General features: G+C 68.7%; 14 protein-coding genes. 11 read left to right on the forward strand and 3 right to left on the reverse strand.

All coding sequences use genetic code 11. The annotated features are described in order from the left end of the window. Window positions 1-10 precede the first annotated feature (10 nt). Window positions 11-706, forward strand: coding sequence for an ABC transporter ATP-binding protein (locus KAK03_RS15745; protein WP_210855184.1), 696 nt, complete (start codon window positions 11-13; stop codon window positions 704-706). 36 nt (window positions 707-742) lie between these two features. Here the strand turns inward: KAK03_RS15745 and KAK03_RS15750 are convergent, their stop codons facing one another. Next, a complete protein-coding gene (locus KAK03_RS15750; RefSeq protein WP_210855078.1) occupies window positions 743-1,795 on the reverse strand; it encodes a hypothetical protein in 1,053 nt (350 codons plus the stop codon). A gap of 262 nt (window positions 1,796-2,057) precedes the next feature. Between KAK03_RS15750 and KAK03_RS15755 the strand changes: the two genes are divergently transcribed. Genes KAK03_RS15755 through KAK03_RS15800 form a run of 10 tightly spaced genes read left to right on the forward strand, consistent with a single transcriptional unit; the run spans window position 2,058 to window position 11,817 of the window. Next, entirely contained in the window at window positions 2,058-4,151 is a 2,094-nt protein-coding gene (locus tag KAK03_RS15755) for a 3-hydroxyacyl-CoA dehydrogenase NAD-binding domain-containing protein (protein WP_210855080.1), read from the forward strand. Between the two features lie 31 nt (window positions 4,152-4,182). Then, the gene (locus KAK03_RS15760) at window positions 4,183-5,358 is read left to right on the forward strand and encodes an acetyl-CoA C-acyltransferase (RefSeq protein ID WP_210855082.1); all 1,176 of its coding nucleotides are present in this window, start codon (window positions 4,183-4,185) and stop codon (window positions 5,356-5,358) included. Continuing rightward, the gene (locus tag KAK03_RS15765; RefSeq protein WP_210855083.1) at window positions 5,358-5,795 is read left to right on the forward strand and encodes a PaaI family thioesterase; all 438 of its coding nucleotides are present in this window, start codon (window positions 5,358-5,360) and stop codon (window positions 5,793-5,795) included. The genes KAK03_RS15760 and KAK03_RS15765 overlap by 1 nt, the downstream gene beginning before the upstream one ends. A 2-nt stretch (window positions 5,796-5,797) precedes the next feature. Continuing rightward, the gene (locus tag KAK03_RS15770; RefSeq protein ID WP_210855085.1) at window positions 5,798-6,217 is read left to right on the forward strand and encodes a PaaI family thioesterase; all 420 of its coding nucleotides are present in this window, start codon (window positions 5,798-5,800) and stop codon (window positions 6,215-6,217) included. A 28-nt stretch (window positions 6,218-6,245) separates the two neighbouring features. Further along, window positions 6,246-8,078: an acyl-CoA dehydrogenase gene (locus KAK03_RS15775; protein WP_210855087.1), complete on the forward strand. Its 1,833-nt coding sequence runs from the start codon at window positions 6,246-6,248 to the stop codon at window positions 8,076-8,078. 20 nt (window positions 8,079-8,098) lie between these two features. Beyond that, the gene (locus tag KAK03_RS15780; protein WP_210855089.1) at window positions 8,099-8,890 is read left to right on the forward strand and encodes an SDR family oxidoreductase; all 792 of its coding nucleotides are present in this window, start codon (window positions 8,099-8,101) and stop codon (window positions 8,888-8,890) included. Between the two features lie 25 nt (window positions 8,891-8,915). Beyond that, complete coding sequence (locus KAK03_RS15785; protein ID WP_210855092.1) at window positions 8,916-9,377, forward strand: PaaI family thioesterase; 462 nt, start codon at window positions 8,916-8,918, stop codon at window positions 9,375-9,377. A 15-nt stretch (window positions 9,378-9,392) separates the two neighbouring features. Then, window positions 9,393-10,412 carry an NADP-dependent oxidoreductase gene (locus KAK03_RS15790; protein ID WP_210855093.1) on the forward strand — a complete coding sequence of 340 codons (1,020 nt, stop codon included), beginning with the start codon at window positions 9,393-9,395 and terminating at the stop codon, window positions 10,410-10,412. After that, window positions 10,412-10,900, forward strand: coding sequence for a GNAT family N-acetyltransferase (locus KAK03_RS15795; protein ID WP_210855095.1), 489 nt, complete (start codon window positions 10,412-10,414; stop codon window positions 10,898-10,900). The genes KAK03_RS15790 and KAK03_RS15795 overlap by 1 nt, the downstream gene beginning before the upstream one ends. Window positions 10,901-10,911: 11 nt before the next feature. Continuing rightward, entirely contained in the window at window positions 10,912-11,817 is a 906-nt protein-coding gene (locus KAK03_RS15800; protein WP_210855096.1) for an SDR family oxidoreductase, read from the forward strand. Window positions 11,818-11,827: 10 nt separating this feature from the next. On the opposite strand, the gene KAK03_RS15805 is transcribed toward KAK03_RS15800, so the two are convergent. Together KAK03_RS15805 and KAK03_RS15810 are read right to left on the reverse strand one after the other, a co-directional pair. Further along, window positions 11,828-12,685 carry a hypothetical protein gene (locus tag KAK03_RS15805; RefSeq protein ID WP_210855098.1) on the reverse strand — a complete coding sequence of 286 codons (858 nt, stop codon included), beginning with the start codon at window positions 12,683-12,685 and terminating at the stop codon, window positions 11,828-11,830. A gap of 94 nt (window positions 12,686-12,779) precedes the next feature. Further along, window positions 12,780-13,304, reverse strand: a complete 525-nt coding sequence (locus KAK03_RS15810; protein ID WP_210855100.1) for a GAF domain-containing protein — start codon at window positions 13,302-13,304, stop codon at window positions 12,780-12,782. Window positions 13,305-13,341 lie beyond the last annotated feature (37 nt).

Here is a 13,341-nt window from a genome sequence, read left to right on the forward strand (position 1 = left end):
GAGCAGCGAACTGCTGAAGCTGGACAACGTTCACGCCTACTACGGCAAGAGCCATGTGCTGCATGGTGTGTCGATGGCGGTGGGCGAGGGCGAGATCGTCAGCCTGCTGGGCCGCAACGGATCCGGCCGTTCCACCACCGTCAAGGCCATCATGGGCCTGGTCGATGCGACCGGCGGCATCGCCTGGCGTGGCGAGCAGATCACGGGCCGCAAGGCCTTCGAGATCGCCCACCGCGGCATTGGCTACGTGCCCGAGAACCGCGACATCTTCCCCAAGCTGACCGTGCACCAGAACCTGCTGCTCGGTGAAAAGTCGGGCCGCAAGAGCACGCGCTGGCAGATCGACGACATGTACGGCCTGTTCCCGCGCCTGAAGGAGCGCCAGCACACCGAGGCCGGCGTGCTCTCGGGCGGCGAGCAGCAGATGCTGACCCTGTGCCGCACCCTGATGGGCGACCCCGACCTGATCATGATCGACGAGCCCACCGAGGGGCTGGCGCCGAAGATCGTCGAGCTGGTGGCCGAGTACCTGCGGGAATTGAAGCGCCGCGGCATCAGCGTGCTGCTGGTGGAGCAGAAGCTGACGATTGCGCTGGAGGTGTCCGAGCGCTGCCTGGTGATGGGCCACGGCCGCATCGTCTTCGAGGGCACGCCGGCCGGGCTGAAGGCCGACAGCTATGTGCGCAAGGAGTGGCTGGAGGTGTGAGTGGCGGGAGCCTCGCGCAGGCTCCCCGCCGACGAGTCAATGCACCGGTGCCAGTTCGACCTGAATGCTGGTGCTGGTCACCGTCCAGCGCAGCGCGCGCATCGGGCCGCCATCAACCAGGTTGCCGTAGCCGACGATCATGCCGGTGTCATTGATGCCGGTGGCCACACTGTGCGTGCCCCCAGGGTAGTGGCCCAGCGTGATGGCAGCGCCACCGCGCCACAGCACGGCGATCGAGTGCACGCCCACACCGGGCGATGGGCCGAAGCCGACCATGTCGCCCAGGTTGTTGATGCCCAGCACCTCGTGGCCATAGGCACGCTTGCCGCCATCGCGGCCGGGCAGGTAGCGCATCGTGCCCTTCTTCCAGACCACCGGGATGCGGCCCGGGGCCAGACCGGCGATCAGACCTTTGTCGTTGACATGCGTGGCATTGCCCAGGCCCAGATCGGTGAACAGGCCACCCTTCCAGGAAAAGGCCCGGAAGGCCGATCCGACCAGGGCGGTGCCCACCACCAGGCCCTTGTTGCTGATGCCGTGGGCTTCGTGGAAGGCCAGGTAGCCCGGGTCCGGCGACCCCATCTCGCCCAGCTGGGTGACGCTGCCATCGGGGTTCCAGCGCACGGCGCGCTGGGCGAAGCTGTCGGTGACCGAGGAGCCCACTGCTTGCCCAGCGTCGTTGATGGCGAACGCCCGAGCCAGGCCGTAACTGCCAAGCGACGGCAGGTACTGTGCGCTGCCATCGGCAGCCCATTTCACCGCCGCCCAGTGGTCCCGCGTGGCCTGGTGCGATCCCACCGCCACGCCGCTGCGGTTGATCGCTGCCGGCATCGCCAGGAAGCCGCTGCAGCAATCGGGCAGGGCGCTGATGCTGCCGCTGGGCGACCACACGGCGTTGATGGTCTGGAAGTCACCGTCGCGCATGGCGATGCCGATGGCTTGCCCGGACTGGCTCAAGGCCAAGGCCGATGAGGAGCCGCCGGCATAGAGTCCGCCCAGGTCCTGCACAGAGGTGGCCGCCTGTCCGGCCGCGGGCCACGTCAGGGCTGCCGTCAGTGCACCCACCAACAGCCAGTGGGTGGGGTTCATGGCCTGGCGAAGGCCTGGGGAGGTGGTGGCACGCATCGGTCATCCCTTCATGAAATGGTCGTTTTGCACATGATGTAGGCATACCCCGCCCTGCGCAAGCCGCAGCCGTGTGACCGGATGTGTCGCCGCCCTTGTGTGTCGATGCACATCAGGGTTAATGAGGAGGCCGCCTGTCGCTGGCGTGACGCTGGTGCCGATGGCTTGTCCATAGAATCGAACGATCGTTCTATTTGCGTCTTTCCCTTTCCAAGGACACGCCGACATGACTGCACGCTACGAGACCCGAGGCCCGGTGGCCGTGATCACGCTGGACAACCCGCCGGTCAACGGCCTGGGCTACGCCACCCGCGTGGGCGTGGCGCAAGGCCTGGAGCAGGCCGATGCCGACCCGGCGATCAAGGCGGTGGTGATCACCGGCGCCGGCAAGGCCTTCTCCGGCGGTGCCGACATCAAGGAATTCGGCTCGCCCAAGGCCACCGCCGCGCCCAACCTGCTTGACCTGATCCGCGCCTGCGAGCTGTGCAGCAAGCCGGTGGTGGCTGCGGTGCACACGGTGGCCATGGGCGGTGGCCTGGAGCTGGCACTGGGCTGCCACTACCGGGTGACGGCGCCGGGGGCCAACATCGCGCTGCCCGAGGTGAAGATCGGCCTGATCCCGGGCGCCGGCGGCACCCAGCGCCTGCCGCGCGTGCTGGGCGTGGAAACCGCGCTGAACATCATCGTCTCGGGCGACCCGGTCAAGAGCGAGCTGCTGGCCAGCCTGCCGGGCCAGAAGCTGTTCGACAAGGTCATCGAGGGCGACCTGCTGGACGGCGCGATCGCCTTCGCGTTGGAGAAGGCCGATGTGCGGCCGCTGCCGCTGGTGCGCGACCTGAAGGTTCGCCACGAGAACCCGGACGGTTATTTCCAGTTCGCCCGCAACATGGTCAAGGGCATGGCGAAGAACTTCCCGGCGCCGGCCAAGTGCGTGGACGCGGTGCAGGCCTCGATCAGCAAGAAGTTCGACGAGGGCATGGTGTTCGAGCGCGAGATCTTCACCGCGCTGATGTTCACGCCCGAGTGCAAGGCGCTGCGCCACGCCTTCTTCGCCGAGCGCGCCGCCAGCAAGATCCCCGACGTGCCCGAGGACACCCCGGTGCGCGCCATCAACAAGGTCGCGGTGATCGGCGCCGGCACGATGGGCGGCGGCATCAGCATGAACTTCCTGAACGCCGGCATCCCGGTGGTCATCCTGGAGATGAAACAGGACGCGCTGGACCGCGGCATCGCCACCATCCGCAAGAACTACGAGGCCCAGGTCAAGAAGGGCAAGCTCAAGGCCGACAAGTACGAGCAGCGCATGGCGCTGCTGAGCACCACGCTGAGCTACGCCGACATCGGCGATGCCGACCTGGTGATCGAGGCCGTGTTCGAGGACCTGGACGTCAAGAAGGCGGTCTTCGAGCAGCTGGATGCGGTGATGAAGCCGGGCGCCATCCTGGCCTCCAACACCTCCACGCTGGACCTCAACAAGATCGCCGCCTTCACGAAGCGTCCGCAGGACGTGGTGGGTATGCATTTCTTCAGCCCCGCCAACGTGATGAAGCTGCTGGAGGTGGTGCGCGGCGCCGCCACCGCCAAGGACGTGCTGGCCACGGTGATGCAACTGGGCAAGAAGATCCGCAAGACCTGCGTGGTCTCGGGCGTGTGCGATGGCTTCATCGGCAACCGCATGATCGAGCAGTACAGCCGCCAGGCCGGCTTCCTGCTGGAAGAGGGCTGCACGCCGCAGCAGGTGGACAAGGCGGTCGAGAAGTTCGGCTTCGCGATGGGGCCGTTCCGCATGGGCGACCTGGCGGGCAATGACATCGGCTGGTACATCCGCAAGCGCCGCTACCTGGAGAAGCCGAATCTGCGCTACTCCAAGACCGCCGACCTGCTGTGCGAGCTGGGCCGCTACGGCCAGAAGACCGGCGCCGGCTGGTACGACTACGTGCCGGGCAAGCGCGACGCCATCCCCTCGGCCGTGGTGACCGAGATGATCGAGAAGCACCGGGCCGAGCTGGGCATCACGCCGCGCCAGATCAGCGACGAGGAAATCGTCCAGCGCCTGGTCTTCGCGCTGGTCAACGAAGCCGCCAAGCTGCTGGAGGAGGGCATCGCCAACCGCGCTTCCGACGTCGACATGGTCTACCTGACCGGCTATGGCTTCCCGCTGCACCGCGGCGGTCCGATGTGCTATGCCGACACGCTGGGCCTGTGGAACGTCGTGCAGGCGATGAAGCGCTTCGCCAAGAACCCCCACGACGACGCCGAGTTCTGGCAGCCCGCGCCGCTGCTGGCCCAGCTGGCCGCCGAAGGCAAGAGCTTCTCCTGATCCACGCCTCCAACGCATACCAGGACACACCATGACCCGAGCCGTCATCGTCTCCACCGCCCGCACGCCCCTGGCCAAGAGCTGGAAGGGCGCCTTCAACATGACCCACGGCGCCACGCTGGGGGGCTTCGCCGTCCAGGCCGCGGTCGAGCGCGCCGGCATCGACCCCGGCGCGATCGAGGATGTGCTGATGGGCTGCGCCAACCCCGAAGGGGCCACCGGCGCCAACATCGCCCGCCAGGTGGCGCTGCGCGCCGGCCTGCCGATCAGCGTCAGCGGCGTCACCGTCAACCGTTTCTGCTCCAGCGGCCTGCAGACCATCGCGATGGCTGCGCAGCGCATCATCGCCGGCGAGGGGGACGTCTATGTCGCCGGCGGCGTCGAGAGCATCTCCTGTGTCCAGCAGGAAATGAACACCCACATGCTGGCCGACAGTTGGCTCAAGGCGAACAAGCCCGAGATCTACTGGAACATGCTGCAGACCGCCGAGAACGTGGCCAAGCGCTACGGCATCGCCAAGGAGCGCATGGACGAGTACGGCGTGCGCAGCCAGACCCTGGCCTGCGCCGCCCAGGAGGCGGGCAAGTTCAACGACGAGATCGTCCCCTGCACCGTGACCGCTGGCGTGGCGGACAAGGTCATGGGCCTGCGCAGCCAGCAGGTCACGATCAGCGCCGATGAGGGCCTGCGCTCCGGCACCACGATCGAGGCGGTGCGGGGCATCCGCAGCGCGGTGCCCGGTGGCGTGGTCACGGCCGGCAACGCCAGCCAGTTCAGCGACGGCGGTGGCGCCTGCGTGGTGGTCAGCGAGACCTATGCCGAGCAGAAGGGCCTGAAGCCGCTGGGCCGCTTCCTGGGCTTCGCGGTGGCCGGCTGCGAGCCCGATGAAATGGGCATCGGCCCGGTCTTCGCGGTGCCCAAGGTGCTGAAGAAGCTGGGCCTGACGGTGGCCGACATCGACCTGTGGGAGCTCAACGAGGCCTTCGCCGTGCAGGTGCTGTACTGCGCCGACACGCTGGGCATTCCGATGGACCGTCTGAACGTCAACGGCGGTGCGATCGCCGTGGGCCACCCTTATGGCGTGTCCGGCCAGCGCCTGACCGGCCATGCGCTGATCGAGGGCAAGCGCCGCGGCGCCAAGCGCGTGTGCGTGACGATGTGCATCGGCGGCGGCATGGGCGCGGCCGGCATTTTCGAAGTCCTCTGATGACACAGTCCACCGTCAGCCCCGAGGTCTTCCTGCAGATGGGCCGGGAGATTCTGGCCCAGCAGCCCTTCAGCGGCCTGCTGGGGGCGGAGCTGACGGCCTTGTCGCCGGGTCAGGTGGAGCTGCAATTGCCGCTGCGCGACGAGCTCAAGCAGCAGCACGGCTTCGCCCATGGCGGCGTGGTCAGCTACCTGGCCGACAACGCGCTGACCTACGCCGGCGGCACCGCCATGCAGGTGCCGGTGGTGACCTCGGAGTTCAAGATCAACTACGTGCGCCCGGCGCTGGGCCAGCGTCTGGTGGCCCGCGCCCGCGCCGAGGCCACCGGCAAGGCGCAGAGCGTGGCGCGCTGCGAGGTCTACGCGGTGGTCGATGGCGTCGAGAAGCTTTGTGCGCTGGCGCAGGGCACGATCGTCCGCCTGGGTGAAGGCGGCTGAGCATGGACCTCGACACGCTGCGCCGCTTCTTCCAGCTGTCGCCCTTCATGCGCGACCTGGGGGCGGAGCCCACGGCCGTGTCGCCGGGCCGGGTGACCGCGGTGCTGCCCATGCAGGACCGCTTCCGCCAGCACAGTGGCCACGCCCACGCGGGCGTGCAGACCACGCTGGCCGATCACGCGATGGGCTCGGCCGCGCAGACCCTGGTGGCCGAGGGCCACTGGGTGCTCACCGCCGACCTGAAGGTGAGCCTGCTGCGTCCGGCCGATGGCCAGCGCCTGGTCTGCGAGGCCTGGGTGGTCAAGCCCGGCCGCACGCTGAGCTTCACCGAGGCCGAGGTCTGGGCCGAGCGCGAGGGCGACCGCACGCTGGTGCTGAAGGCCTCGGCGACGATGGCCGTGGTGCCGCTCGATCGGCGCTGAACAGGCCCTACGCAACCAAGGAGGGCGCATGCGTCCGATCGTCGATTTCCTGCTGCACGACTGGCTGAACGTGGACACGCTGGCCCAGCGTGAGCGCTTCGCCGACCACAGCCGCGAGACCTTTGCCCAGGTGCTGGACACCTGCGAGCGCATCGCGCGCGAGAAGTACGCGCCCTTCAACCGCCTGGTCGACACCCAGGAGCCCGCCTTCGACGGCGAGAAGGTTCACCTGCCGCAGGCCACCCACGACGCCTGGGCGGCCTACGCTGGCAGCGGCATGCTGGCCGCGGCGCAGGACTACGAGATCGGCGGCATGCAGCTGCCCTATGCGGTGGAGGCGGCGGCCAACGCCTTCTTCGCCAAGGCCTCGGCCAGCATCGGCGCGGGCATGCTGACCAGCGGCAATGCCAACCTGCTGATGGCCCATGGCACGGCGCTGCAGCAGCAGGTCTTCGCCCACAACGAGTTCAGTGGCCGCTGGGCCGGCACGATGTGCCTGTCCGAGCCGCAGGCGGGCTCCAGCCTGTCGGACATCGCCACCCGCGCCGAGCCGGATGGCGCCGATTTCCAGGACGACCCGCTGGGCCCGCGCTACCGCCTGCGCGGCAACAAGATGTGGATCTCGGCCGGTGAGCACGAACTGACCGAGAACATCGTCCACCTGGTGCTGGCCAAGATCCCCGGGCCGGATGGCCAACTGGTGCCCGGCGTCAAGGGCATCTCGCTGTTCATCGTGCCCAAGAAGCTGGTGGACACCACGGGTCGGTTGACCGGCGAGCGCAATGACGTGGCCCTGGCCGGCCTGAACCACAAGTGCGGCTGGCGCGGCACCACCAACACGCTGCTGAACTTCGGCGAAGGCAAGTACCCGGTGCGCGGCGGAGCCGGCGCGATCGGCTACCGCGTGGGTGCGCCGGGCGAAGGCCTGCGCTGCATGTTCCACATGATGAACGAGGCGCGCATCGCGATCGGCCTGTCGGCGGCGATGCTGGGCATGGCCGGCTACGAGGCGGCGCTGGCCTATGCGCGCCAGCGGCCCCAGGGCCGGCCGGTGGGTGAGGGGGGCAAGGACGCGTCGAAGCCGCAGTCGCTGCTGATGGCGCACGCCGACATCAAGCGCATGCTGCTGGCCCAGAAGGCCTATGCCGAGGGGGCGCTGGCGCTGTGCCTGTACTGCGCCCGCCTGGTTGACGAGAAGCACACCGGCACGCCCGAGGCCAGCGCCGAGGCCGCGCTGCTGCTGGAGGTGCTCACCCCCATCGCCAAGAGCTGGCCCAGCGAGTGGTGCCTGGAGGGCAACTCGCTGGCGATCCAGGTGCATGGCGGCTACGGCTACACCCGCGACTTCCCGGTCGAGCAGTACTGGCGCGACCAGCGCCTGAACATGATCCACGAGGGAACGCATGGCATCCAGGCGCTGGACCTGCTGGGCCGCAAGGTGGTGATGCAGGGCGGTGCCGGGCTGAAGCTGCTGGCTGAGCGCATCAGCGACACGCTGGCCCGCGCCGGCCAGGACGAGCAGTTGGCCACCTACGTGCCCGCACTGGGCGGCGCGGTGCAGCGTCTGGGCGCCGCCACCAAGGCGGCCTGGTCCACCGGTGTGCCCGAGGAGGCGCTGGCCAATGCCACGCCCTACCTGCAGGCCTTCGGCCACGTGGTGCTGGCCTGGGTGTGGCTGGAGCTGGGCCTGGCGGCCCGCGCCGCCGCGCCGGCCAGCGACGCTGAGCGCGCGCGCAACGCCGGCCTCCTGTCGGCGCTGCGTTTCTTCCACGTTTACGAGCTGCCCAAGATCGACGCCTGGCTGGGCGTGGTCAGCAGCCGCGAGGCGGTCTGCCGCGAGATGCAGGACGCCTGGTTCTGACCCACCAAGGAGAGCGACCGATGAGCACCCCCGTGATGAAACTCTTCGACCTCAGCGGCCAGACCGCCGTGGTCACCGGCGGCTCGCGCGGCCTGGGCCTGCAGATTGCCGAGGCGCTGGGCGAGGCCGGCGCGAAGATCCTGCTGAGCTCGCGCAAGGCGGCTGACCTGGAGGAGGCCGCGGCCCACCTGCAGGCCAAGGGCATCGACGCCCGCTGGGTGGCCGCCAACGCCGCCCAGCCCGAGGACGGCCGACGCATCGTCGCCGAGGCGATGGAGCGCCTGGGCCGCATCGACATCCTGGTCAACAACGCCGGTGCCACCTGGGGCGCCCCGGCCGAGGAGCATCCGCTCGAGGCCTGGGACAAGGTGATGGACCTGAACATACGCAGCCTGTTCGTGATCAGCCAGGCGGCGGCGGTGGCCAGCATGATCCCGCGCCGCTCGGGCCGCATCATCAACGTGGCCTCGATCGCCGGCCTGGGCGGCAACCCCTCGGGCATGAAGACCATTGCCTACAACACCAGCAAGGGCGCGGCGGTCAACTTCACCCGCGCCCTGGCGGCGGAATGGGGGCGTCATGGCATCACCGTCAATGCGCTGGCGCCGGGCTTCTTCCCCAGCAAGATGACCAAAGGTCTGCTGGACACGCTGGGCGCCGACAAGATGGCCGCCCACGCGCCGCTGAACCGCCTGGGCGATGACGATGACCTCAAGGGCGCCACGCTGCTGTTCGCCAGCGCCGCCGGCAAGCACATCACCGGACAGATCCTGCCGGTCGATGGGGGCGTCAGCGCCCTCATCGGTGGCTGAGCTGGCCTTCGGCGATGATCCCTGGATGAGCCACCGCAAGCCCCCCATCCCGTTTCCCGTCCGCATTCCCTTCGTCGAGCAACTGGGGCTGGAACTGCACAGCTGCGCCGACGGTGCGGCCGAGTTGCGCGTCGACCTGGCCGAGTCGCACCTCAACTCCTGGGAAGTGGCGCACGGCGGCGTGCTGATGACCATGCTGGATGTGGTGATGGCCCACGCCGCCCGCAGCCATGACATGCTGGCCGGGCCCGGCGTGGCCACCATCGAGATGAAAACCAGCTTCTTGCGCCCCGGCGAGGGCGAGCTGCGGGCCCTGGGCACGCTGCTGCACCGCACCTCGACCATGGCCTTCTGCGAGGGCCGCGTGATCAACAGCGAAGGCCAGCTGTGCGCCCATGGCACGGCCACCTTCAAGTACCTGCGCGCGCTGCCCGCCAAGGGCCGCCACGTCAAACCCCTGCAGCGCGCCGATGGCGCTGCATCCTGAACGAAAGAGCACCCGATGAGCACCATCAACCGCCAGATCCACCTCGTCTCGCGTCCGCAAGGCGAGCCCAGCACCGCCAACTTCGCCCTGGTCGAGGCGCCCGTCGAGGCGCTGGCCGACGGCGAAGTGCTGGTGCGCATCCACTACCTGAGCCTGGACCCGTACATGCGCGGCCGCATGAACGAGAGCAAGAGCTACGCCCAGCCGCAGCCGCTCAACGAGGTGATGATCGGCGGCACCGTGGGCGAGGTGGTGGAGTCGCGCAACGAACACTTCAAGGTCGGCGACAAGGTCGTGGGCATGGGCGGCTGGCAGGAGTACCAGCGCGTCAACGCCAGCCAGCGCGGTGTGCTGCAGAAGGTGGACACCACCCACATCCCGCTGTCGGCCTACCTGGGCGCGGTGGGCATGCCGGGCGTCACCGCCTGGTACGGCCTGACCCAGATCATCGCCCCCAAGGCCGGCGAGACCGTGGTGGTCAGCGCGGCCAGCGGCGCGGTGGGCGGTGCGGTGGGCCAGCTGGCCAAGGCGCGCGGCTGCCGCGTGGTGGGCCTGGCCGGCGGCCCGGCCAAGTGCGAGGCGGTGGTGAACGAGCTGGGCTTCGATGCCTGCATCGACTACAAGGCCCATCCGGACCTGCGCTCGCTCAGCAAGGCGTTGAAGGACGCCTGCCCCGACGGCATCGACGGCTACTTCGAGAACGTCGGCGGCATGATCCTGGACGCGGTGATGCTGCGTGCCAACGCCTTCAGCCGCATCGCCTTCTGCGGCATGATCGCCGGCTACAACGGCGAGCCGATCCCGATGGCCAACCCGGCGCTGATCCTGGTCAACCGCATGAAGCTCGAAGGCTTCATCGTCAGCGAACACATGCAGCTGTGGCCCGAGGCGCTGAAGGAGCTGGGCACGATGGTGGCCACGGGCAAGTTCAAGTACCGCGAGACCGTGGCCCAGGGCCTGGAGAGCGCGCCCGAGGCCTTCCTGGGCCTGCTCAAGGGCAAGAACTTCGGCAAGCAGCTGGTCAAGCTCGTCTGATGGCTGAGCGGCCGCCCATCGCCTGGACGGCAGCGCGCTTCGAGGGCCTGTCGAGAGACGACCTGTACGACGCGCTGCAGCTGCGCGCCCGTGTGTTCATCCTGGAGCAGGGGCCCTACCTGGACCCGGATGGCCTGGACCGCCACAGCCTGCACCTGCTGGGCCGCCTGACGGCGCCCTGGGGTGCGCTGGCGGCGGGCGAGGCGGTGCTGTACCTGCGGGTGGTGGACCCGGGCCTGAAGTACCAGGAACCGTCGCTGGGCCGCGTCGTGGCCCATGCGGCGCTTCGCGGCACCGGTCTGGGCCGCGCGCTGGTGGCCGAGGGCCTGCGCCAGGCCGACCTGGCCTGGCCGGGTCAGGCCAACCGCATCAGCGCCCAGGCGCACCTGCAGCGCTTCTACGCCGAATTCGGCTACCAGGCCGTGGGCGAGCCCTACAGCGAAGACACCATTCCCCACATCCAGATGCTGCGGCCACCGCAGCGCTGAAGGAGTTCACGATGAAACGATTGGCAGGCCGCGCCGCGGTCATCACCGGCGCCGGTTCGGGCTTCGGCCTGGAACTCTCGCGGCTGCTGGCCGGGCAGGGCATGCACCTGGTGATGGCCGATGTGCAGGCGGCGGCGCTGGAAGCCGCCGCGCAGGAGATGCGCAGCCTGGGCGCCGAGGTGCTGGCCCAGGTGGTGGACGTCTCGAAGGCCGATCAGGTCGAGGCGCTGGGCGCGGCCACGCTGGCGCGCTTCGGGGCGCCGGGCGTGGTCTTCAACAACGCGGGCGTCGGCGCCGGTGGCCTGATCTGGGAGCACACGCTCAAGGACTGGGAATGGGTGGTGGGCGTCAATCTGATGGGCGTGGCCCACGGCGTGCGCGTCTTCACGCCGATGATGCTGGCCGCTGCGCAGGCGGATCCGACCTATGAAGGCCACATCGTCAACACCGCGTCGATGGCCGGTCTGCTGAACGCGCCCAACATGGGCGTCTACAACGTCACCAAGCACGCGGTGGTGTCGATGAGCGAAACGCTGTACCAGGACCTGCGCCTGGTGACCGACCAGATCAGCGCCAGCGTGCTGTGCCCGTACTTCGTGCCCACCGGCATCCACCAGAGCGAGCGCAACCGGCCGGCCGACATGGCCAATGCCGGGGCAGGGCCCACGCGCAGCCAACTGATCGGCGCGGCCATGGCCGAGAAGGCGGTGACCAGCGGCAAGGTCAGCGCGGCCCAGGTGGCGCAGTTCGTGGTGGACGCCATCCTGGCCGACCGCTTCTACATCTACAGCCACCCGCACGCCTTGGGTGGCGTGCAGGTGCGGTTGGAGGACATCATGCTGCAGCGCAACCCGACCGATCCGTTCAAGGAGCGGCCGGAGCTGGGCGAGCGGCTGCGCGCCCAGTTGCGTGGTTGAGCGCGCTTGATCAGCGCGCGGGCAGATCCGCCAGGCCGCTCAGCGCACTGCGGCCCAGCACCGTCTTCATCTTGACGGTGACGCTGCCGCCGGGCGGCACGGTGACCGGGGCCTGCGCCGCGATCGCCATGTCCATGCCGGTGTCGCTGATGCCGTCCTGGTCCGCGTCGTTGGGCACGGTGTTGTTCTCTTCCGGCGAAATGTCGGTGTAGTTGCTGCAGCACACCCGCACCGCCCGGCTCGTGGGGACATCGCCGCCGCTGAACTTGACGCCGATGTACTGCGTCAGGCTGGCCGGCGTGGGCGCCACATCCGACACGATGTAGTTGTAGCTGCCGCCCTGGGGCTGGTAGCCGAAGTCACCCAGAAAGGTGTTGGTCGGCAGGTCGTACATGTCGGAGTCGTTGTAGCGCAGCAGATTCAGCGTCACCGGTTCAGTGCCCGGGTTGCTGAGCTTGTACTGCTGGTCCAGCACATAGCCGCCGGCCAGCGCGGCAGGCAGCAGCTGCTGGACCAGCTTGACCTGCAGCGAACCCAGCGCGAAGCTGCTGACGGCCTTCTGGGTGCTCTTCTGCTTGACGTCGTTGGCCTCGATCTGGGTGCCGTCAATGAACAGCGCAGAGCGCCAGCTCAGGTCGGCCGTGAGGCCGTCCGCGTTCGTGTAGACCAGCGCGTCCTGGAACGCGCCGGCCCCGTCGACGGTCACGGTGGCCGTGCCCATCGACGAAGTGGCGGACAGGACCGCCGTCGGGCCGGTCGGGGCCTTCAGTCGCTCCTTGACCGGTGCGCCGGCAGCGAGCAGGGTGGTGGAGGTGCCGAGCAGGCTCAGGCACAGGGGCAGCAGGGCGGCGTGGTGACGCAGGGACATGGCTCTCTCCTTGGGTGTTTGGAAGAATGGGCCATGCGATGCTAGGAAGGTCTCGTCGTCCCTGCCTCCACCCAAGTGATGAGAACGGCGTGCCTCAGGCGTGCGCGCCGGCGGTCTGCGCCTTCTTCAGCGCGAAGCCCAGCAGCGTGCCCACCTGGCGCAGGTACTCCACGTGCGCCGGCGTCCACTCCAGGACATCGGTGGTGTTCTCGCAGCAGAACAGGCCCCAGGGCTGGCCCGAGATGTTGATGCCCACGTCCAGCAGCGAACGGATGCCCAGCGGGTCGAAGTAGATCTCGTTGAAGCAGGCCGTGACGGCATGGGCGCGCGCATCCGAGGCGACGATCAGGTTGTCGCTGCGCATCGCTTCGAAGTAGGGGCCGAAGTCGGCTTCGTGCAGCACCGTGCCGGCCGCCCACTGGCGGTCGGTGCGGTCATACAGGCGCACGCATTCGATGGCGTCGCGCAGCAGCGCGTCGGGGTAGATCCACAGGCTGGCGCGGGTGCAGCCCATCTCCTCGACCAGGGTCTGGGTCAGCTCGTCATAGAAGGCGTCACTGGTGGTCGAGCCATCCATCAGGCGCTTGGACAGGTTGAGGATGCGGGTCTTGTCGAACATCGGGCGGGGCTCCAGGGTGGCAAAGGCGCCGTCGGCA

The organism is Ideonella alba (assembly GCF_018069845.1).
In the GTDB taxonomy this organism is placed as follows: Bacteria; Pseudomonadota; Gammaproteobacteria; order Burkholderiales; family Burkholderiaceae_C; genus Ideonella; species Ideonella alba.